The following is a 19,958-nucleotide window of genomic DNA, read 5'->3' on the forward strand; positions in this document are numbered from 1 at the left end:
CGAGAGGCGAGTCGCCATGCTCACCATCGACGAAACCGCTCCCGTCGTCGGCCGCCTGTCCCACACCGAGAGGATCGCGTGGGACGGCCCGTCCAACGGCATCACCGGCGTCACCGGCATCCACGTGTGGACCCCAGAACAGACCGACGACCGGGTCACCGTGCCGAACCGCACGACTGACACCGCCTCAGCCATCTCAGACCACTGATCCCTCATCGCTCCCATCACCACACGCACCGAGAATCGAGGTCTCCGCCATGACCACCAAGCCCTACCTGACCGGCCACTACGAGCCCGTCGTCGACGAGATCACCGCCACCGAGCTCACCGTTGAGGGCACCCTGCCCCCTGAGCTGACCGGTCGGCTGATCCGCAACAGCCACAACCCCAAGCCCGGCGTCACCCCGACCCACTGGTTCAAGGGCAGCGGGATGGTGCACGGCATCCGCCTGCGCGACGGACGCGCCGAGTGGTACCGCAACCGCTGGGTCCGCACTCCCGCGCTGGACGGCGCCCCTTACCTGACCGAGAAGGGCCCCGACCTCACGGCCAGCGTCGCCGGTACCCATGTCATCGAGCACGCCGGCCGCCTCCTCGCGCTGTGCGAGGCCAACTTCCCGTTCGAGCTCACCCGGGACCTGGACACCGTCGGCGCCTACGACTTCGACGGCAAGCTGCGCAGCGCGATGACCGCGCACCCGAAGACCGACCCGGTCACCGGCGAGCTGCACTTCTTCGGCTCCTCGCCGGTCCCGCCCTACCTGATGTACTACGTCGCCGACACCGAGGGCGAGATCGTCCACAGCACCGAGGTCCCCGGCGCCACCGCCTCCCTCAAACACGACTTCGCCATCACCGCGCACCACATCGTGTTCGTCGAGGGCACCGTCACCTTCGACCCCACCGAGCGCTCCGGCATACCGTACGCCTGGAACGACAGCCACCCCGCCCGCATCGGTGTGATGCCCCGTGGCCTCGACGGCACCGCGCACATGCGCTGGTTCCCCATCGACCCCGGCAACATGCTGCACGCCGCCAACGCCTACGAGGACGCCCAGGGACGCATCGTCCTGGAAGGCCCGACCGTCGACCGCGAGGGCTTCCACCTCTCGTGGAACTGGTGGGTCGGCGCCCCCGGCCGCGGCACCGAGCCCAATACCCGCTCCTACACCCGCCGCTGGGTGATCGACGTGGCCGCCGGAACCGTCGACGAACAGATCATCGACGACCTCGCGGTCGAGTTCCCCACGCTCAACGACGCGTTCATCGGGACCGAGAACCGCTACGGGTACGCCGTGTCCTTCCCCGACGAGAACGGCCTCGGCGGTTACGGCATCGTCAAGTACGACCGCGCGACGGGCGCCCGCCGTATCCACGAGGTCGGAGACGCCAGGCTGCCCAGCGAGGCCGTCTTCGTCCCGGCCGCCGGAGCCACCAACGAGGACGACGGCTACCTGCTCAGCGTCATCTCCGACCTCAAGCAGGACGCCTCCCAACTCCTCGTCCTCAACGCTTCGGGCCTCGACCGAATCGCCACTGTCCACCTGCCCCGCCGTGTCACCGGCGGCATCCACGGCTCCTGGATCGCCGACACGGCCCTCGACGGCGACGAGAGCTGAACGCGCCTCCCGTCGTGCGACACCTTCCCGATGACGCGTCATCGGCACCCTCACCGAACCACTTCGGCCAGGTCTGCCAACAGGACAGGACGTCGGCCACCAGTTCCTCGACCACGGCGGGGTCCCAGGGCGCCTCGGTGAGGCGGCCGGGCTCAGGACCGTGCGCTGTGCGGGCGACCGCGGCACGGTAGTCGGCAGCCGTCATGCGCCAGGGACGGGCCGACGTCCTGGCCATGAGATACGCGGCGATGCGGATACCTTCACCGTCGAAGTCGCCGTGGTAGCGGAGGCGGGCTCCCTGGTCAGCGCGGAGGCGGAGAGGCTGACGGCCGCGCTGTCGGGCCAGCCGGACGTGCACACGAGCGGTGGACCGTCCGGGCCGAAGCGCCGCACGGCGAGAGCCAGGACGCTGGGGTTCTCCGCGGCGTGAACAACCGGTGCGGGGCCGGCGGCGAGAGTGAACCCGCCCGGGGCCCGCCGTTGGGCGAGGGTCAGGGCGGCGGCCTGACCGCCCTCGGCGCAGACGCGGGCCACGCGGGCGACCGGGCCGTCCCCGGCGGGTCGCAGTCCGCCGACGAGGACGGTGGCGGAGAGGTCGTCGTCCGCGACACCCGCGCGGGTCCACAGGGCGCGCCGGTCCGCCGCGGGCTGCGGCGGGGCGGTGTCGTGCAGAACCGCCAGGGCACGCAGGACGAGGGCGGACAGGGGGGTGCCGTCGTCGAGTGCGTGCGAGTGACCGTTCAGGACCCGGGCGGCGAAGACGGGCAGTGGATCGGCTTGGGCGGGCAGCTCCGTGAGCACCATGAGCGCGTCGGTGAGCAGGGATCGAGTGCGTTCCGGTGAGCCGCCGACCAGGCTCCGGTCGCCCGGCATGAGGCGGCCCAGCCGGAGAGCGCCGGCTGGGCCCGTACGGTTCCGCCCGATTGTGAGGCCCCTGCGTCCTGTACGCGTGCAGTGCGCCGTGGACGGAGAGACCTCGCCGACAAGCGAGGACTTCGCCGAGCCGCAGAACTGGCTGCTGCGGCAATGCGGCCAGAACCCTGACGAGCGTCAAGACCGTCTGCCAGTCACCCGGCCGAGCAGAGGAGGCGCACCGGCCGTTCAACGCGCATGGTCAACGCAGCTCCAGGTCAGACCGCCTGTCCAGAGCGTCCGGACCAGTCCGCCCGACGTTCACGCGGAAACACGTCGAGTCTCATGCAGCCTGGGACAAGACCGCAGCTCAGGCACCCTTTTCAGCAGGTTCAAGAATCGCCACGCACTCCACGTGATGCGTCATCGCAAACATGTCAAGGAAAACACGTTAAGGAAAACCGCAGGTCAGCGGCTCGCGTTGCAGAAATCGGGCTCATAATCAATGTGCATTGCGAGCACTACGGGCGCTTCGTGCGCGCTTTCGACGCACATCCCGGAGCCCCGCTGAAATGGACGCTCTTCCGGCTCCGGGCCGAGCCCGTCACCCACGCCCTCGCCCAGTCCGGGCTGCACGGCCACAAGTCCGCCATCGACGCCATGCTCTGCGCCACCGCTCTCGCCCAGCCCGGCCGCGTCACCATCCTGACGCCCGATGTCGAGGACATCAGCATGCTCACCGCCGACCACCCCCACATGACCACCGAGAAGATCTGAACCCCGGCCCCCACGCGGGACTTCCCACCTGACCGTCCAGGGCCGGCAGAACCACTCCGTCCAGCGCCTGTCAGGGACCTCGTGACCCGAGGAGAGCAACGTCAGCGGGTGCGCCGGTGACACCTGCTCATCGGCCGTGCCGGTGGAGCGCGAGGACTTCCCGCACACCCCGTCCTCGCGCCCTGGCTTGGACGGGGTGGTGCGTGCCTCACCAGCGGTTCTCACGGGCGGGGGCGGAACAGCCCGGGTCTCGGGAGCGAGACCCGGGCCGGTCGCTCAGCAGTTGGGTTCCTGCATCGTGACGCAGTGCGCGCCACCGCCGCCGTTGCCGTAGAGGTTGTCGAGGTTGAGCTGGACGACGGGCCTTCCGTAGGCGGCCGCGATCGCCGCCTTGGCCGCCGCGTCCTTGGCGGTGTCTCCGAACTGTGCAGTGATCACCGCCTGGTTGGTCACCGTCCAGTTCATGTAGGAGCTGAGGAACTGGGCCTGCTTGCCGGGAGTGATCCGAGGCAGGACATCCGGCCCCTCGATGGTGAGGACCTGCAGTCGGCGCCCCCTGGCGTCAGTCGCGTTCACCAGAACGTCGTGCATGGCCTGTGCGTTCTCGGACCAGACGTCCGGCCGTACGGCACCGGCCAGCTGGACCATGACCACGCCGGGCCTGATGTACCGTGCGGTGCCGTCGATGTGGCCGTCGGTGACGTCCTGTCCGGTGACGCCGGGCAGCCAGATCATCTTCGAGGCGCCGAAGCGGGACAGCAGCTCCGCCTCGATCTGACTTCGCGTCTTGCCCGGGTTGCGGTTGCTGTTGACCCAGCAGCTCTCGGTGGCCATCAGGGTGCCGTCGCCGTCGTATTCCACGCCGCCGCCTTCGCCGACCACGGACGCCTTCGCGAACGGGACGCCCGTGTAGGCGGCGACTTTCTGCGCGACCACGCGGTCCTTGTCGTAGGCGGAGGCGGGGATGCCGTAGAAGCTTGTGGCGTTCTCGCCCCAGGCGTTGAAGTTGAGGCCGAAGGCGTCCATACCGCCTGCGTCGTCGACGCGGAACAGCGGGCCGGTGTCCCGCATCCAGCAGTCCGAGACGGGGATGGAGCTGATGACCGTGACGGTGGACCCGCACGCGGTCCTGGCCTGCGAGGCGGCCGACGAGCCGTCCGCGCACATGACGACCGGCTCGTACTTGGCGATCTCCTTGGCGAGCTTGGCTATGTCCGCCTGGATCTTGGACAGCAGGTTGCCCCAGATCGTGTAGCTGGACGGCCAGGCCATCCAGGTCCGCTTGTGCGACTCGTCCTCCCCCGGCACTCGCCAGGACGCCGCCATGGCCGGCTGGATGCCGCCGAGCACAGGTCCCGCCGCCAGGGCGGCCGCGGCCGCCCCGGTTCGGGCCAGGAGGGTTCTGCGGCTGATGCCGGGTCGTTCGCCGTCGTGCTCTGTCTTCACGCGGTGCTCCTTCTCTCAAAGGTTCTGTACGTGCGGGCGCGGGTGGCTCAGTGGACTCGTTCCAGCAGCCCCTCCTCCCGGACCATCCGGCGTTCGGTGTCCAGATCGAGGCTTCGGGCGAAGGCCCAGTAGAGGACGCCCGCCACCGGCAGGCCGATGAAGATCGAGCAGTCGACGCCGCCGAGGAGCTTGGCGACGGGCCCGACGAAGAGGCCGGTGATGACCATGAACGGAGCCATGCAGGCCAGACCGATCACGTAGGCGAGGTTCCCGCGCCATCCCCAACGGCCGTAGATCCCTTGCGGGTTGAAGATCTCCTTGACGACGTACTGGCCACGCCGAACGAAGAAGAAGTCGACCAGGTTGATGGCCGTCCACGGGATGAACAGGTACGTCAGGACCACGACCACGTTGGCGAAGAACCAGTTGAACTGATCGATGCCGACGAGGGTGGAGACCGTCCCGACGGCCACCAGCATGATCCCGATCGACACGATGCGAATGGCCCTCGTCGGCTTGACCGGCCGGAACGAGTCCACGATCGAGATCATGGTGAGGCTGCCGCCGTACTGGTTGATCGCCATGATGGAGAGCAGTCCGACGAGCAGGACGACGACGGCGACCGTGCCGAACCCGCTGAACAGCCGGTCCGCCGCCAGCTTCAGGGCGGTCACGGGGTCGGCGCCCTCGGGGGCGCCGGCCGAGACCACGGCACCGAGGACGAAGACCCAGATCCCGGAGATCGCGCTGGGCAGGTACGTCCACCAGAAGGTGCTGCGCACCGGGACGTCGGGCCTGAGGTAGCGCGAGTAGTCCGAGACGTACGGCGCCCAGCCCAGCTGGAAGCCGGCGGCGAAGACGAACACCAGCATAAAGGGGGCGAGTTCGAGCGGGCCCGCCTCCCAGGCGCCCTCCGGCAGACCTCCTCCGAGGAGGGCGGCCGCGGTGATCGCCGCGGTGATCACGACGAAGGGCCAGGTGAGCCACCGGTTCAGCCGGTGGATCCACTCGTACCCGAACAGGGCGATCACGGTCGCGACCGCAGCGGCCAGCAGATAGCCGAGCTCGTTGGGGATCCCGGTGAGCAGGTTCATGGCCTGGCCGGACAGCAGGGCGTCGGAGGTGTTGAAGGCCACGTAGTTGACCAGGGCGAAGACCCACACGGTGAGCGCGGCGCCCAGGTAGCCGAACTGCGGTCGGGACTGGACCAGTTGGGGCAGCCCCAACTGGGGCCCCTGGGCCGAGTGGAAGGCCATGAAGAAGGTGCCGAAGAAGGACCCGAGGACGGTGGCGATCACCGTCCAGACGAGCGAGGCCCCCATGGACAGCGTCACGACGCCGGTCGCCAGGCCGGTGAGGTTGAGGCTGCCCACGAACCAGATGGCCCCGACGTTCGACGGTTTGCCGTGCCGTTCCGAGAGGGGCACCCAGTCGATCGAGTGCTGTTCGATGCCCGCACGCGATGCGGAGTCATGCGTCTGCGAGGCAACTGGCCCCATGTGGGCTCCTGTTCAGGGGTGCGTCCATGAATCGGTACAGCGCCGCGTGACCCGCCGGCGCCCTTTGGTGCGCTCACACTAGAGATTGACTTAAATTTCAGTCAATGGCCGGGACGGGACTCTCCGACGTGAATTTCCGTCGCAGGTGCTCAGGCAGCGGGCTGCTGCTGGGTGACGCAGTGGATACCGCCGCCGCCCGTGCCGAGGCGGTCGATGTCGAGCTGCTCGATGTAACGGTCGGGGTAGAGGCGGGCCAGGGTCGCCCGCGCGGCCTCGTCCGCCCTCCTGTCGCCGAACCGGGCGGAGATGACGGCGTCGTTGCAGAGATAGAAGTTGGCATAGGAAGCGAGGAAGTCCCGGTTGGTGGAGCGGATCTTGTCGTAATCCGGGCCCTGGAGCCGCATCGTGTCCATCGGACGACCGGTGGCGGTCGTCGCGGCGGACAGCGTGCTGTACTGCCGGCGCGCGTCGCGGGCGTACGCGTCCTTGTCGGAGACGAGGGGCATCTGCACGAGGGCCTCGCCGGGAGCGAGGAAGCGGGAGGTCGCGTCGACGTGGTCGTCGGTGATGTCCTGGCCGTACACGCCGTCGAACCAGATGACCTTGGAGGCGCCGTACGCCTCACACATCGCCCGCTCCAGCTGACGTTCCGACATCCCGGGGTTGCGGTTGCGGTTCAGGAGGCTGCTGCGGGTGGCCATCAGGGTGCCGGCGCCGTCCTGTTCGATGGCGCCGCCCTCGCCGACCAGGCCGGCAAAGGTGAACGGCACGCCCACATGGGCGGCGATCCGCTCGGCGACGAGGGCGTCCCTGGCGTGGGTCTGCTTGCCGCCCCAGCCGTTGAAGTTGAGACCGACGGCGTCGAGACCACCGTAGCCGTCGGTACGGAAGACGGGCCCGGTGTCGCGCATCCAGCAGTCGTCGACCGGGATGGAGCCGATGACGGTGACGGTGGGTCCACACATCGAGCGAGCCTTGGCGGCGCTGGCGGGGTTGGCGCACATCACCACCTGTTCGTACTGCGTGATCGTACGGGCGATCAGGGCGATGTCCGCCTGGACGCCGCTCAGTCTGCCACCCCAGATGGAGGTGCTGTCAGGCCACGCCATCCACGTACGGGTGTGGCGGACGTCCTCGACCGGGACCCTGAAGGCACCGGCGGCCGGTGCGGCCCCGGCGCGGCTCTGGACGGCCGTCGCGAGGGCGGCGCCGGCGGCGGTCAGGCCGGCCGCCGCGAGGAACCGGCGTCTGTGGAGGCCGGGGCCCGCGTGACGGGCGACAGCGTGATCGTTCATGGTTGACCTCCTGTGTCGACTTTCTTGCGTACTCGGGTGGTTGGCCGGTCCGGATGGGCAGGGCTGAGCGCGTCGGCCGCCGCTCGGTCCCCCGGTGCCGGGTCCGGCGCGCTCAGAGCACCCGGCGGGCGGCGGCAATGGCCTCCGGGTCCCAGCCGGGGCGGGGCACGGATTCCAGCAGGAGCCGCGTGTATGGGTGTCGCGGTGCCGCGAGCACCGCGGCCGTGGGGCCCGCTTCGACGACACGGCCCTGGTGCATGACGATGACGTCATCGGTGACGCAACGGACCACGCCGAGGTCGTGGGTGATGAAGAGGAAACCGATCCGGGTCTCCTCGCGAATATCGGCGAGCAGATTGAGGATCTGGGCCTGCACGGAGACGTCGAGCGCGGCGACCGCCTCGTCCAGGACCAGGACGGCAGGCTCCACGGCGAGGGCGCGGGCGATGGCGACGCGCTGGCGCTGGCCACCCGAGAGCTGCCGCGGCCGTGCGTCCGCGGCCCGGGTTCCCAGGCCGACCTGGTCGAGGAGTTCGTGGATCCGCCGGTCGTGGTCCGTGTCAGGGAAGTGGAGACGCAGGGTTTCACGCAACACGTGTTCGACGCTGGTCCTGGGGTCGAGGGACAGATAGGGGTCCTGGAAGACCATCTGCACCTCGCGGGCCCGGGCGAGGCGCTGGGCCCTGCCGCGAGCGCGGGCGGGCCGGACCCGGCCCCGTACCCGTACCTCCCCCTCGTCGGCGCGCTCCAGGCCGACGACGATACGGGCGGTGGTCGTCTTGCCTGAACCGGATCCACCGACGATGCCCAAGGAACCGCCCTCGGGCAGGGTGAACGAGACGTCGTCGACGGCGCGGACGGTTCCGAAGGCGCGTCGGAGGCCGACGGCCTCCAGTACGTTCTCAGGCATCGACGGAGCTCCCTTCGAGACGGTCGCTGTGGTGGCAGGCGGCCTGATGGTGCGGCCGCCCGGGCGCGGGCAGCGGTTCGGGAGCCTGGCGGTCGCAGATCTCCGTGGCCAGGTGGCAGCGGGCGGCGAATGGACAGCCAGCCAGCTCCTGCCGTAGATCGGGGGGCTGGCCGTCGATGGCCGCAAGCCTTCCCAGAGGGGCTTCCAGCCGGGGGGTGGAGGCGAGCAGTGCCGAGGTGTAGGGGTGCCGGGGTCGCGCGAAGAGGGCTTCGGCGGGACCACTCTCCGCGATCCGGCCGGCGTACATGACGTAGACGCGGTCGCTGATGGCGGCGGCGAGGTCGAGATCGTGGGTGACGAAGAGCAGGCCGGTGCCGAAGCGTTCGCGGAGCCGCGCCAGGAGGGCGATGACCTCTGCCTGGGTGGTGACGTCGAGAGCGGTGGTCGGTTCGTCGGCGAGGACGAGGGCGGGGTCCCCCATCAGCGCGGCGGCGATCATGACGCGCTGCAGCATGCCGCCGGAGACCTGGCCCGGGTATGTGCGCAGGGCGGAGTCGTCGAGACCGACCGCATGGAGGAGCTCGATGGCCCGCGCGGTGGCGTCCGAACGGCTCATGCTCCTGGTCAGGGTCACGCTCTCAGTGAGGAAGTCACCAATGCGGCGCAGCGGGTTGAGGGCGGCCCGCGGGTCCTGGAAGATCATGGACACCGTGCCGGTGCGCAGGACGCGCAGCTGGTCGGTGTTCATGGTGAGCACGTCCTGACCGCTCACTCGGACGGCGCCCTCGACCGTGGCGCCGGGCGGCAGCAGCCCGAGTGCACTGCGCGAGGTCAGGGTCTTCCCGGACCCGGACTCGCCGACGAGGGCGACGGTCTCACCGGCGTTGACGTGGAGGTCGACGCGGTCGAGGACGGGGCGGGCCGTGCCGGGCAGGTTGATCCGCAGCCCTTGGATGTCGAGTGCGGGTGTCGGTGGGGTCATCGGTCTCTCCTGGCGACACAGTCGGCCCAGCGTTCTCCGACCACGTTGAAGGCGACGATGGTCAGCACGATGAAGACGCAGGGCAGGATCGCGGAGAGCGGGTAGCCGTGCTGGATGGCGGTCTGTCCGTCGAAGACCATGCGGCCCCAGTCGGGGGTGAGCGCGGGTACACCGAGGCCGAGGAAGGACAGGCCGGCGAGGTCCATGAGTGCGTAGCCGAAGTTGATGGTGGACTGGGCGAGGACGACGGGGGTGATGTTGGGCAGGACGTGGCGCAGGCAGATCTGGAGGGCCGAGTGCCCTTGGACCTGGTAGGCGCTGATGTAGGGGCGTTTGCGTTCGGCCAGGACGAGGGAGCGGGTGAGCCGGCTGACGTAGGGCAGATAGGCGATGGAGAGGGCGACGACGGGGGCGAGCAGTCCTTCGCCGTAGACCGAGATGTTCAGGATGGCGAGGAGCATGCCGGGGAATGCGAAGACCAGCTCGGTGCTGCGCGACAGGACGGAGTCGAGCCAGCCGCCCCGCCAGCCCGCGGCCATACCGATCGCGACACCGGCGAGGGTGGAGAAGACCACGACCCCGAGGGGCCCCAGGAGCGAGGTGCGGGCGCCAAGGAGCAGTCGGGAGAGGGTGTCGCGCCCGGCGGCGTCGACGCCGAGCAGGTGTTCCGGGGAGGGAGCGGCCAGTGCGTTGCCGAGGTCGACCGTGTTGGGGTCGTACGGCACGATCCACGGCGCGAGGAGCGCGGCGGCGGTGACGAGGGCGACGAGGGCGAGGCAGACGATGTACAGCGGGGACCGGGCGGTGCGGATCTTGGAGAGGCCGGGCCGGCGGGTCAGGACGGCGGTCATGCGGAGGAGCTCCTCGATCCGAGCGTGATCCGCGGGTCGACCAGGGGCAGCAGCAGATCGACGACCAGGTTCACGGTCATGAAGAGAGCGACGATGATCAAGGAGATGGCCTGGACGGTCGGGAAGTCCTTGGTCGTGGTGGACAGCTCAAGGAGCTGGCCGACGCCGCCGATGCTGAAGGCGGTCTCCACGAGGATCGTGCAGACCAGCAGGGTGGAGACGATCAGTCCGCCGGTGGTGAGGACGGTGCCCAGCGAGTTGCGGAACACATGGCGGCGGATGACCTGGCTCTCGGGGACTCCCCGGCTGCGGGCGACCGTGACGTGCTCGCTGTCGAGGGCTTCGAGCATGGCGGACCGGGTGACCCGGGCGAGCATGCCGATCAGGTAGAGCGCGAGGGCGACCGCGGGCAGAGTGAGGTGCCAGACCGCGTCGAGGAAGCCGTCGCCGGAACCGCTGCTGGGGAACCATCCGAGCTTGACGGCGAAGAGTCCCTGGAGCAGGACGGCCGCGACGAAGGACGGGGTGCCGACGGCGAACGTGGTCCCGACCAGGATGGCCGAGTCGGTGCCACCGCCGCGTACGGCGGCGACCCGTCCCAGCGCCAGGCCGACCACCGCCACCACCACCAGTGCCATCACGACGAGCAGCAGCGTGGTGGGGAGGCGGTCGGCCAGGAGCCGGGAGACGTCGGTGCGGTAGGTGATGGACCGGCCGAAGTCCCTTTGGACGATGTCGCCGAGCCAGCGGAGGTACCGGACGAAGAAGGGGTCGTCCAGGTGGTACTGGGCGTTGATCGCGGCGAGGGCCTCCGGGGAGGCCGAGCGGCCGGAGAGCAGGAAGCTGGCCGGGTTGCCCGGTGCCAGGTACATGGCGCCGAAGACGACGAACGACGCTCCGAGCAGGGTGGCGGCCATCTCCACCACCCGGCGTACGACGAATCTCAGGAAGCTCACTGTGCAGCCCCCACATCGGCTGCCCACGGGTAGTACATGTACGCGATGGTGGTGGGGGCGCCGGTGATCCTCTTGTTGAGGAAGACCGCGGTGGGCCACTCGGCGACCGGGATCCACGGCAACTGCTCGGCGACCCGCTTCTGCAGCTCCACCTCGATCTTCATCCGCCGCTCCGGCTCGTACGCGGCGGTCGCCTGGTCGACGAGCGCGTCGTAGCCCTTGTCGGTGTAGCCGGCGAAGTTCATGTAGGCGCCGGTCTTGAAGTTCGTGAGCAGGTCCAGCGGGTCGGTGATCGAGTCGTAGTAGGTGAGCGGGAACATGTCGATGCCCTCGCGCGCCTTCGGGTCGGTGAACAGCGCCGTGAAGGCGTTGGGGGCGATCGTCTTGAGGTTGATCTTCAGCCCGATCTGCGTGCCGGCGGCCTGGATCGCTGTGGCGAGAAGGGAGACGTCCTGGCCGATGGAGCTGGTGGCGACGGTCAGGCTCCTTCCGGTGGCACCGGCCTCCTTGATCAGCGCCTTGGCCTTCTCGATGTCCTGGGCGGTGGGCGGCAGCGCGGCGAACGCGGCCTTGCGGGTCTCCTCCGATGCTCCGGCCCAGGCGGCACGGCTGGTGAGCGAGTTGGTGACGGTTCCGGCGCCGCCGAGGCCGGCCTTGACGAACCCGGACCGGTCAAGGGCCAGGGACAGCGCCCTGCGTACCCGGACGTCGCCGAGCGGGCCCTTCATGTCGGTGACGTTGACGTTGACCGTGCTCAGGCCCTCGCCGAAGTACAGGGTGCCCATGCCGCTGTCGCGCAGGCGGCCGTAGCTCTCGGTGGGGATCAGGTAGCCGCCGTCGATCTCACCGCTGAGCATAGCGTTGGTGCGGGCCGAGGGGTCGGTGAGGATCTGGAAGACGACCTTCTTCGCCTTGGCCTTCTTGCCCCAGTAGCCGTCGAAGCGCTCCAGCTCGATCGACTGGCCCTTGCTCCACGTGCCGAGCTTGAACGGGCCTGTGCAGGCGAGGTCGCCGGTGGTGCCGTAGTTCTTGCCCGCCGCCTCGACGCCGGCCTTGGAGGCGACGACACCGGCGGCGGTCGCCATGTACTGGGGGAACTGGGAGTCGGGCTTCTTGAGCTTGACGGTGACCTGGAGCGGGCCGGTCTTCCGCAAGGAGGCGACGTTCTGGAAGTTCTGCGCCCAGGCGGCGGCGTTGTCCGGGTCCCGCTGCCGGCCCAGGCTGTAGACCACGTCGTCGGCGGTCATCACCTTGCCGTCGTGGAAGCGGACGCCGGGGCGCAGGTCGTAGACCCAGGTGGTGGGGTCCGGGTTCGACGCCTTCCGCGCCAGGCCCGGCTCCAGGGTGAGCCCCGGTGTCCAGCGCATCAGGCTCTCGCACACGTTGGAGAGGATCGTGTTCTGCGGGTAGTCGAAGGCCACCGTGTAGTCGAGGGTGGGCGGCTCGGCGTAGACGGCCCAGGTGAAGGAGTCGATCTCGCCGCGGGCCGGTGGCGTGGACGCGGAGAGCTTGACCTCGGTGCCGCCGGCCCCGGCGCCCTGGGGAGGACCGGAGCAGGCCGCGAGGGCCGCGAGGGAGGTCAGGGCGGCCGTCGTCACTGCGAGCCGTCCGCGCCTGCCGCCGGGGCTTGTGCTGCCGGGAGGCAGGGATGTGGTCATCGTCGCGCTCTCTTTCCGTGAGGGGTGCGGGGCCGGAGGGCCGCTGGAGCGGCCCTCCGGGAGCGGTCCGTTCTCGGTTCAGGCGGTGGCGGAGGCCGCGGGGATCTGCTGGGTGATGCAGTGGACTCCGCCACCGCCGAACGCGATCGCGGCCGCCTGCACCCCGACAACCTTGCGGCCCGGGTACGCCGCGGCGATCACCGCGAGGGCGGCCTCGTCCTGGGGCAGGCCGGCCACCGGGACGACTACGCCGCCGTTGGCCACGTAGTAGTTCAGGTAGGACACCTCGACCTCGCCGTCGACCATGTCGACGAACGCGGTCTGCGGGACGTCGATGATCTCGAACGGCCGGCCTTGGGCGTCGGTGTTGTTCTCGAGGACGGCGCGGTTGGCGCGCATCCGGGCGTAGTCGGGGTGGTCAGGGTCGTCGGGCAGGGAGACGACGACCTTGCCGGGAGCCGCGAAGGCGCAGACCCCGTCGACGTGCCCGTCGGTCTCCGTGTCGAGCAGACCGCCGTACGGCAGCCATACCACCTTGTCCACGCCGAGCCGGGATTTCAGCTCGGTCTCGATCTGGTCCCGGGTCATGCCGGGGTTCCGGTTGGGGTGGAGGAGGCACTGCTCGGTGGTGATGAGCGTGCCCCCTCCGTCGACCGTGATCGCCCCACCCTCCAGGATCATGTCGGAGGCGATGCGCTCGATGCCGAGGTGCTCCAGGATAAGGGCGCTGATCCGGTCGTCGGAGTCGTACGGGCTGTGCTTGCGGCCCCAGGCGTTGAAGCGGAAGTCGACCCCGGCGCGGTTGCCTTCGCCGTCGAGCACGAAGAGCGGGGCGGAGTCACGGAACCACGAGTCGTCCTGCGCCATCTCCACCACGGTGACGCCGTCGCCGCACCTCGTCGCGGCCGCCTCTCCGTGGCCCGGCGGCGCGACCATGGTGACCGGCTCGAACTCGGCAATGGCGCGGGCGACGTTCGCGTACTCCTCCTTGACATCGTCCAGCACGCTGCCCCACAGGTCCTCCCGGACGGGCCAGGCCATAAGGCACCCCTCGTGCTCGGACCATTCGGCAGGCATACGGAATGCAGTCATCACGGGTCTCTCTTCGTTTCGCCAGAGGTACCCGTCGGCGGCGGCCGGCTCAGCCTGGCGGAAGCGCGGGAACGGGTACGCGGTGTGAACAGCATCCTCTCGACTGAAAATTCAGTCAAGAGCTGCGGTGTCGTTTTGGAAGTCCAGTCAGGACGTACGGGTCACAAGAAGTACAGACGGCTCAGAGAGACCTGTTGCGCCGGCTCGGAGCGCAGCGGATCGCCGTCGAGGGTCACAAGGCCACTACGCGGATCGACGTCCACCTGCCCGAGGCGGGCATTGTGCACCATGTCGGCCGGGCCGATACCTCGGGTCCCCCGTACGGCCACCCGCCTGCGCCGAGTGCCCAGCGTGTCGTACGGCGAGCCGAACGAGCCCGACTCGACGGCGGCGCGACTGACGAAGGCGACGGACAACTCGGCCGGAGCGGCTCCGTGGGCGCCGAACAGCGGGCCCAGGACGAGCGGCTCGCAGGTGTCGGTGGCCGCGTTGGGGTCGCCGGTCACTCCGTAGGCGGGGAAGCCGTTCTTGATGACCATCTGCGGTTTGGCCCCGAAGAACGGAGCGCGCCAGAGCACGATGTCGGCCATCTTGCCGATCTCGATGGAACCGATCTCGTGGGCGAGGCCGTGGGCGATGGCGGGGTTGATGGTGAGCTTGGCGATGTAGCGCAGGACGCGGGCGTTGTCGTCGTGCGGGCCGTCGCCGTCCAGCGGGCCGAGCTCGGCCTTCATCTTCCCGGCCATGGCGAACGTGCGCCGGACGGTCTCTCCCGCCCGGCCCATGCCCTGCGCGTCGGAGGAGGTGATCCCGATCGCGCCGAGGTCGTGCAGGACGTCCTCCGCGCCCATCGTCCCGGCCCGGATCCGGTCGCGCGCCATGGCGGCGTCGCCCGGGAGGTCGGTCTTCAGGTCGTGGACGGAGACGATCATCCCGTAGTGCTCGGCGACCGCGTCGCGGCCGAAGGGCAGGGTGGGGTTGGTGGAGGAGCCGATGACGTTCGGCACGCCCGCCATCTTCAGGACGTTGGGGACGTGTCCGCCGCCGCAGCCCTCGATGTGGAAGGCGTGGATCGTCCGGCCTTCCAGGACCTTCAGGGTGTCCTCGACCGACAGGCACTCGTTCAGGCCGTCCGAGTGCAGGGCGACCTGGACGTCGTGCTCCTCGGCGACCCGCAGGGCGGTGTCGAGGGCGCGGGTGTGGGCGCCCATGTCCTCGTGGACCTTGAAACCGCAGGCACCGCCCTCGGCTAGCGCCTCGACCAGGGGCGCCTCGTCGGAGGCGGATCCCCGGGCCAGGAAGCCGATGTTGACGGGCCAGGCGTCGAAGGCGCTGAACCCGAGGTTCAGCGCCCACGGGGAGTTCACGCCGACGCCCCAGCTGGGCCCGATCTCCTGGCCGATGACCGTGGTGACGCCGGAGGCCAGTGACGCTTCCATGATCCGCGGGGAGAGCAGGTGGACATGGGTGTCGATCGCACCGGCGGTGGCGATCAGCCCCTCGCCCGGGATCATCGTCGTCCCCGTTCCGACGACGACGTCGACCCCGTCGACGGTGTCAGGATTCCCGGCCCGGCCGATCGCGTGGATCCGGCCCTCGCGGATACCGATGGACACCTTCCGGATGCCGAGGACGGCGTCGATCACCAGGACATTGGTGATCACGACGTCACATGTGTCCCGGACGGCTGCGGCCTTCATATGCATGCCGTCGCGGGCGGTCTTGCCGAAGCCGGCCAGGAACTCGTCGCCGGGCTTCTGCGAGTCCGACTCCACCCGTACGACGAGCCCCGAGTCCCCCAGCCGGACCCGGTCCCCCGCACGGGGGCCGTGCACGGTGGCGTACTCGTGCGGGTCGATGTGGCGGCTGCCGCCCGGCGCGCAGTGGTCACTGTGCCGGGTGGGCCTGCTCATCGCTCTGCACCTTCCGTTCCCAGGTAGCCGCAGGCGGCGGCGCGCCGAAGGGCTTCGGCCTTCGCGCCGGGCGCGTCCAGCGGCCCGTCGACCAGGCCCGCGAATCCGATCGCGATCCGTTCGCCGCCCATCGGTACGAGTCCGACCTCGGCGGCGGCGCCGGGATCGAACCGTGTGGACGAGCCGGCCGGGGCCGCGAGCCGCATGCCGTAGGCGGCGGCCCGGTCGAAGTCGAGGCGGGGGTTCGCCTCGAAGAAGTGGAAGTGCGAGGTCACGCTCACCGGGACGGAGGCCGTGTTGCGGACGGCCAGGGTGATCAGCGGTTCCGGTTCCGGCAGGGTGTCCGTGTGGGGCAGGACGGCCCCCGGGCCGCCGTCCTCGTGCTCCATGTCGCCGAACGGGGCGCTGATGACAGCCAGCCGGGTACCGTCGTCGAACACCGCCTCGACCTGGATCTCCGTGACGATGTCGGTGACGCCGGGGAGCACGTCGTCCGGGCCGAGCACGCTGCGGCCGCGGTCGAGCGCCTCGGCCAGGTAGAGGCCGTCACGCGCGGCCTCGCACACGGTGTCGGCGATCAGGGCGGTCGCTTCCGGCACGTTGAGGCGCAACCCGCGCCCCAGCCGCGTCCGCGCGAGCTCGGCGGCTGTGAAAAGAAGGAGCCGGTCCCGCTCCGTGGGGGTCAGAGGCATGTCGCCCCCTGGCTGACGGACCTGGTCACACGCATGGCGTCCCTTCCTTTCCGTTTGAGGGGTGGGATGTACCGCCACTGTCGCACTGACTGAAATATCAGTCAATGTTTCACGCGGCCGTGGCCCTTCAGCGGAACGAGTCGGGTGATCTGCCGGGTTGAGGCGCAGGGCTGGGTAGGCGCAGGCGGCCGCCGAGACCGAAATCAGGGGACGCGGAATGGACGGACCCTGGGCCAAAGGCCCCGGTGTCGGCGCCGGCGCGAGCGGCTAACGGCCGAGCCGTTCGACCTCGATGTCGATGGCCTCGCTCATCAGGGTCCGGGCGTGGGAGATCTGGAGCGTGCCACTGAGCCAGCGCATGCTCAGGCCCTCCAGGAGGGCGGTGAGCCGCTCGGCGGCAGCCGTGAGGGCGACGGCCGAGGCCATCGGCTGGACCTGCCCCAACAAGGCCGCCACCTCCTGGACCCAGACCAAGGTCGCTCTCGCCAGGTCTGTACGCAGGAGGTCGTCGAAGACGGCGCTGGCCCGCAACTCGCCCCAGGCGCTGCTGTTCTCCCTGACCTCGGTCTTGTCCTGGAGTTCGAGCAGGAGCGTCTGGTTCAGTTCCTCGCGCGGGCTGAGCGGTTCGGCGTCCGGATCACGGTGGGTCGTGTAGCGCTCGGCCCGGTCGTTGATGAACTCCAGCGTCTTGCTCAGGACCCCGGCGCGGTCCTTGAAGTGGTAGTAGATCAGCGCGGTGGACACGCCCGCCTCGGCGGCGAGCTCCTCCACGCGCAGGCCGCGGACCCCGCGCCGGGCGATCACCCGGGCGGCGGCTTCAAGGATCTGAGTACTGCGAGACGCCATGGCCCGAACCTTACCGGGCGCCTCCCACGCCCGGAATCACGGCACTGACATCACTGGCCAGGGGGCCGGGCCGGTGCGCGCGTGACTTTCGTTGCCCGTCTCTGGCCGATCGGTACTACTGGGCGCCGGGCCCTCTGTTCAAGGCTGTCCCCATGCATGACCTCCCGAAGTACGAAGAGAGTGCGGCCGACGGAGACCGGGCGGCCGGCGCCCACCGCGATGGGCGCAAGAAGGTGCCCGTGTTCATGAAGGTGCTGGCGGCCGTGGCCTGTCTGGGCCTCCTGCTGCTGGGTGTGCTCGGCTCCCCGAACCGGCCCCTGAGCCAGTCGCCCGAGGTCGTCGGCGAACGGGAGATGGTGCGCATCACCTGGGCCGACCGGACAGACTTCCGAAGTCCTCGCCCTGATCGACACCGGTGCGTCGGCGTCGTCACTGGACACGGCTCTGGCGAAGGATCTCGGGTTCGACCTCGACGACGCGCCCAGGATCACTGTGGGTTCGGCGCTCGGCCGTGAGAAGCGCCCGGTGGTGGACAGCACGGTGCGGCTGGCCAGCCGGTCGTTCGTCGCCAAGCTCAGCGTCAACAACCGCTCCAAGCGCGAAACCCCCGTCCTGCTCGGCCGGCAGGAGGTCCAGGGACTTCACGTGGCTGTGGGCAAGCGGCTGCTCACGCAGCCCGACTCGACCGCCGCGCCGTCGGCTCGGCGTACTGATCGCGGTGGTCACCTTGATCGCCGCCCAGCTCGGCCTGGGCAGTTTCGGGCTCTCCGACTCGTGGGGGGATGTCGCTGCCGGTCGTCGTCACGGCGATCGTCACCGAGCGTCTGTGGGAGGCGTGGGACCTCGACGGCGTCAGGGCCGCGGCCGTGGGAGCCGCTCTGACCATGGGCACGGCGATCCTGGTGGCGCTGCTCCTCCTGACGCCGTACGTGCGCGAGGTCGCGGAGGCGGTGCCCTTGCAGCTAGCGATCGTGTGCGCGGTGTGGACGTCGATCGCCGGAACGTATCGAGGGCTGCGACTCGGTGAACTGTTCGGGTTCGCACCCGCGGCCAAGGGGCAGGAGGCCAAGGCGTGATACGGCTTCGCAGCTGGGACCCGCTCATGGGCATGAACCTGCGCAACGCCCGGATCGCCCGGCGCAACTCGTCGGCCGCCATCCGGCTCGTCAACGACAAGTGCGCCACCAAGGAGGCGCTGACCTCGGTCGGAGCCCCGACCTCCCCCACCCTGGCCCTGCTGCGCTCGCGCCGGGAAATCGCCTCCCTGGACTGGGACGCCCTGCCCGACTGCTGGGCACTCAAGCCGAACCAGAGCCTGGGCGGCAACGGCATCCTGCTGGCCTTCGTACCTGTTTCTGAACCTAGGCCGAGCGTCCGAGCTGCACGCTGTGGGTTCCGTGCAGCCATCACCCTATGGCTGCACACCGCTTGCAGTAGCCACGGGGCCGTGTGGGACTGGACTCGAGTCCGTTAGCGAGAAGGCGGAAGCCGCATGCCGAATACCGGGCTGCAGCTTGGGCACTGGCCTCAATTGCTGCGACATGCTTCGCAGAGGGCTGTTCCGCTGTCTCCATGGGCATCACGCTATTTCTTTCAATGGCAACATCATCAGCACACAGCTGGAGGGCGTTATGGTAAACGTCGTACTCAAGTGCAAGGGCACCATCGTCAACCCTCAGCACCAGTACCTCGACGGCCGTACGCAGGACGGATCCGTGGGCCTTGCGCCGAGTTTCGATGGTATTTATACCGGCACGCACTGGGAGCTGACCGCCTCCAATCCCGGCTTCGTACTCAAGTGCAAGGGCACCATCGTCAACCCTCAGCACCAGTACCTCGACGGCCGTACGCAGGACGGATCCGTGGGCCTTGCGCCGAGTTTCGATGGTATTTATACCGGCACGCACTGGGAGCTGACCGCCTCCAATCCCGGCTTCGTACTCAAGTGCAAGGGCACCATCGTCAACCCTCAGCACCAGTACCTCGACGGCCGTACGCAGGAGGGATCCGTGGGCCTTGCGCCGAGTTTCGATGGTATTTATACCGGCACGCACTGGGAGCTCATTCCAGTGCTAACTCCGGAGGAGCAGCGACTCGTCGATTTGGTCAATGCTGCGCGGCAACAGGCTGGATGTCCTCCCCTGCAAGTCGATCCACGGCTTATGGCTGTGGCGGAGGCCCACAGCCGATACATGGCCGACCACAACGCACTCGTCCATGATGAGCAGCCAGGAAATGTCACGCCTGACCAGCGGATTAGGCCACTGGGGTTCGGTACGACGGGTGAGAACATCTATTCCGGCTGGGGTACCGTCAACGGTGTTTACCAAGGCTCGCCCGAGGCCGCAATGGATTCTTGGATGAACCACGACGAGAACGCGGACCCCCCTTGGGGCCATAAGTACAACATCATCGGCTGTGACCCCAATGATACGAACAACACCTGGTGTTCGGTTAAGGGTCTCTGTCCTCCGCCTACCGCTTCTTACAGGTGGATCGGGGTGGGTATTGTCCAAGCTGCGGATGCCAATGGCACTGTTTACTTCACGCAAGATTTCGCGGGCTGATTG

19 protein-coding genes and 2 pseudogenes are annotated in these 19,958 nt (G+C 69.1%); 8 read left to right on the forward strand and 13 right to left on the reverse strand.

All coding sequences use genetic code 11. The features are described from left to right. The first annotated feature begins 16 nt into the window (after positions 1 to 16). Positions 17 to 208, forward strand: coding sequence for a hypothetical protein (locus tag ACWC5O_RS15365; protein WP_450587077.1), 192 nt, complete (start codon positions 17 to 19; stop codon positions 206 to 208). Between the two features lie 49 nt (positions 209 to 257). Continuing rightward, positions 258 to 1,619: a carotenoid oxygenase family protein gene (locus ACWC5O_RS15370; RefSeq protein WP_450587075.1), complete on the forward strand. Its 1,362-nt coding sequence runs from the start codon at positions 258 to 260 to the stop codon at positions 1,617 to 1,619. On the opposite strand, the pseudogene ACWC5O_RS15375 reads toward ACWC5O_RS15370, so the two are convergent. Then, positions 1,558 to 2,492: pseudogene (locus ACWC5O_RS15375) on the reverse strand (TIGR02679 family protein). The gene ACWC5O_RS15370 and the pseudogene ACWC5O_RS15375 overlap by 62 nt on opposite strands. Between ACWC5O_RS15375 and ACWC5O_RS15380 the strand changes: the two are divergent. Together ACWC5O_RS15380 and ACWC5O_RS15385 are read left to right on the forward strand one after the other, a co-directional pair. Beyond that, complete coding sequence (locus ACWC5O_RS15380; RefSeq protein WP_450780998.1) at positions 2,491 to 2,973, forward strand: DUF7848 domain-containing protein; 483 nt, start codon at positions 2,491 to 2,493, stop codon at positions 2,971 to 2,973. The pseudogene ACWC5O_RS15375 and the gene ACWC5O_RS15380 overlap by 2 nt on opposite strands. A 59-nt stretch (positions 2,974 to 3,032) precedes the next feature. Continuing rightward, positions 3,033 to 3,248 (forward strand): annotated as a pseudogene (locus tag ACWC5O_RS15385) (DNA-binding protein); the annotation flags it as partial. A 276-nt stretch (positions 3,249 to 3,524) separates the two neighbouring features. Here the strand turns inward: ACWC5O_RS15385 and ACWC5O_RS15390 are convergent. The 12 genes from ACWC5O_RS15390 to ACWC5O_RS15445 all read right to left on the reverse strand — a co-directional run bounded on the left by ACWC5O_RS15390 (position 3,525) and on the right by ACWC5O_RS15445 (position 17,388). Further along, positions 3,525 to 4,694, reverse strand: a complete 1,170-nt coding sequence (locus ACWC5O_RS15390; RefSeq protein WP_450587073.1) for an agmatine deiminase family protein — start codon at positions 4,692 to 4,694, stop codon at positions 3,525 to 3,527. Positions 4,695 to 4,741: 47 nt separating this feature from the next. Then, on the reverse strand, positions 4,742 to 6,193 hold the full coding sequence (locus ACWC5O_RS15395) for a purine-cytosine permease family protein (RefSeq protein WP_450587071.1): 1,452 nt from the start codon (positions 6,191 to 6,193) through the stop codon (positions 4,742 to 4,744). Positions 6,194 to 6,342: 149 nt separating this feature from the next. After that, the gene (locus ACWC5O_RS15400; RefSeq protein ID WP_450587069.1) at positions 6,343 to 7,488 is read right to left on the reverse strand and encodes an agmatine deiminase family protein; all 1,146 of its coding nucleotides are present in this window, start codon (positions 7,486 to 7,488) and stop codon (positions 6,343 to 6,345) included. Between the two features lie 112 nt (positions 7,489 to 7,600). Next, positions 7,601 to 8,398 carry an ABC transporter ATP-binding protein gene (locus ACWC5O_RS15405; protein ID WP_450587068.1) on the reverse strand — a complete coding sequence of 266 codons (798 nt, stop codon included), beginning with the start codon at positions 8,396 to 8,398 and terminating at the stop codon, positions 7,601 to 7,603. Then, positions 8,391 to 9,380: an ABC transporter ATP-binding protein gene (locus ACWC5O_RS15410; protein WP_450587066.1), complete on the reverse strand. Its 990-nt coding sequence runs from the start codon at positions 9,378 to 9,380 to the stop codon at positions 8,391 to 8,393. The genes ACWC5O_RS15405 and ACWC5O_RS15410 overlap by 8 nt, the downstream gene beginning before the upstream one ends. After that, a complete protein-coding gene (locus ACWC5O_RS15415) occupies positions 9,377 to 10,231 on the reverse strand; it encodes an ABC transporter permease (protein WP_450587064.1) in 855 nt (284 codons plus the stop codon). Before ACWC5O_RS15415 ends, ACWC5O_RS15410 begins: the two co-directional genes overlap by 4 nt. After that, positions 10,228 to 11,187, reverse strand: coding sequence for an ABC transporter permease (locus tag ACWC5O_RS15420; RefSeq protein ID WP_450587062.1), 960 nt, complete (start codon positions 11,185 to 11,187; stop codon positions 10,228 to 10,230). Before ACWC5O_RS15420 ends, ACWC5O_RS15415 begins: the two co-directional genes overlap by 4 nt. After that, complete coding sequence (locus ACWC5O_RS15425; RefSeq protein ID WP_450587060.1) at positions 11,184 to 12,845, reverse strand: ABC transporter substrate-binding protein; 1,662 nt, start codon at positions 12,843 to 12,845, stop codon at positions 11,184 to 11,186. Before ACWC5O_RS15425 ends, ACWC5O_RS15420 begins: the two co-directional genes overlap by 4 nt. A gap of 78 nt (positions 12,846 to 12,923) precedes the next feature. Next, on the reverse strand, positions 12,924 to 13,937 hold the full coding sequence (locus ACWC5O_RS15430) for an agmatine deiminase family protein (RefSeq protein WP_450781000.1): 1,014 nt from the start codon (positions 13,935 to 13,937) through the stop codon (positions 12,924 to 12,926). A gap of 161 nt (positions 13,938 to 14,098) precedes the next feature. Further along, positions 14,099 to 15,850 carry an urease subunit alpha gene (locus ACWC5O_RS15435; RefSeq protein WP_450587059.1) on the reverse strand — a complete coding sequence of 584 codons (1,752 nt, stop codon included), beginning with the start codon at positions 15,848 to 15,850 and terminating at the stop codon, positions 14,099 to 14,101. Then, a complete protein-coding gene (ureA, locus tag ACWC5O_RS15440; protein ID WP_450587058.1) occupies positions 15,847 to 16,542 on the reverse strand; it encodes an urease subunit gamma in 696 nt (231 codons plus the stop codon). Before ureA ends, ACWC5O_RS15435 begins: the two co-directional genes overlap by 4 nt. A 267-nt stretch (positions 16,543 to 16,809) precedes the next feature. Further along, complete coding sequence (locus ACWC5O_RS15445) at positions 16,810 to 17,388, reverse strand: TetR/AcrR family transcriptional regulator (RefSeq protein ID WP_450587056.1); 579 nt, start codon at positions 17,386 to 17,388, stop codon at positions 16,810 to 16,812. 402 nt (positions 17,389 to 17,790) lie between these two features. On the opposite strand from ACWC5O_RS15445, the gene ACWC5O_RS15450 reads away from it, so the two are divergent. From ACWC5O_RS15450 to ACWC5O_RS15465, 4 genes are all read left to right on the forward strand, one after another. Next, complete coding sequence (locus tag ACWC5O_RS15450) at positions 17,791 to 18,270, forward strand: aspartyl protease family protein (protein ID WP_450587122.1); 480 nt, start codon at positions 17,791 to 17,793, stop codon at positions 18,268 to 18,270. After that, complete coding sequence (locus tag ACWC5O_RS15455) at positions 18,171 to 18,464, forward strand: 7TM domain-containing protein (RefSeq protein WP_450587054.1); 294 nt, start codon at positions 18,171 to 18,173, stop codon at positions 18,462 to 18,464. Before ACWC5O_RS15450 ends, ACWC5O_RS15455 begins: the two co-directional genes overlap by 100 nt. Continuing rightward, positions 18,461 to 18,862 carry a hypothetical protein gene (locus ACWC5O_RS15460; protein ID WP_450587053.1) on the forward strand — a complete coding sequence of 134 codons (402 nt, stop codon included), beginning with the start codon at positions 18,461 to 18,463 and terminating at the stop codon, positions 18,860 to 18,862. The genes ACWC5O_RS15455 and ACWC5O_RS15460 overlap by 4 nt, the downstream gene beginning before the upstream one ends. 67 nt (positions 18,863 to 18,929) lie before the next feature. Then, positions 18,930 to 19,955, forward strand: a complete 1,026-nt coding sequence (locus ACWC5O_RS15465; RefSeq protein ID WP_450781002.1) for a CAP domain-containing protein — start codon at positions 18,930 to 18,932, stop codon at positions 19,953 to 19,955. Positions 19,956 to 19,958: the final 3 nt, after the last annotated feature.

The organism is Streptomyces sp. NPDC001450 (assembly GCF_053597295.1).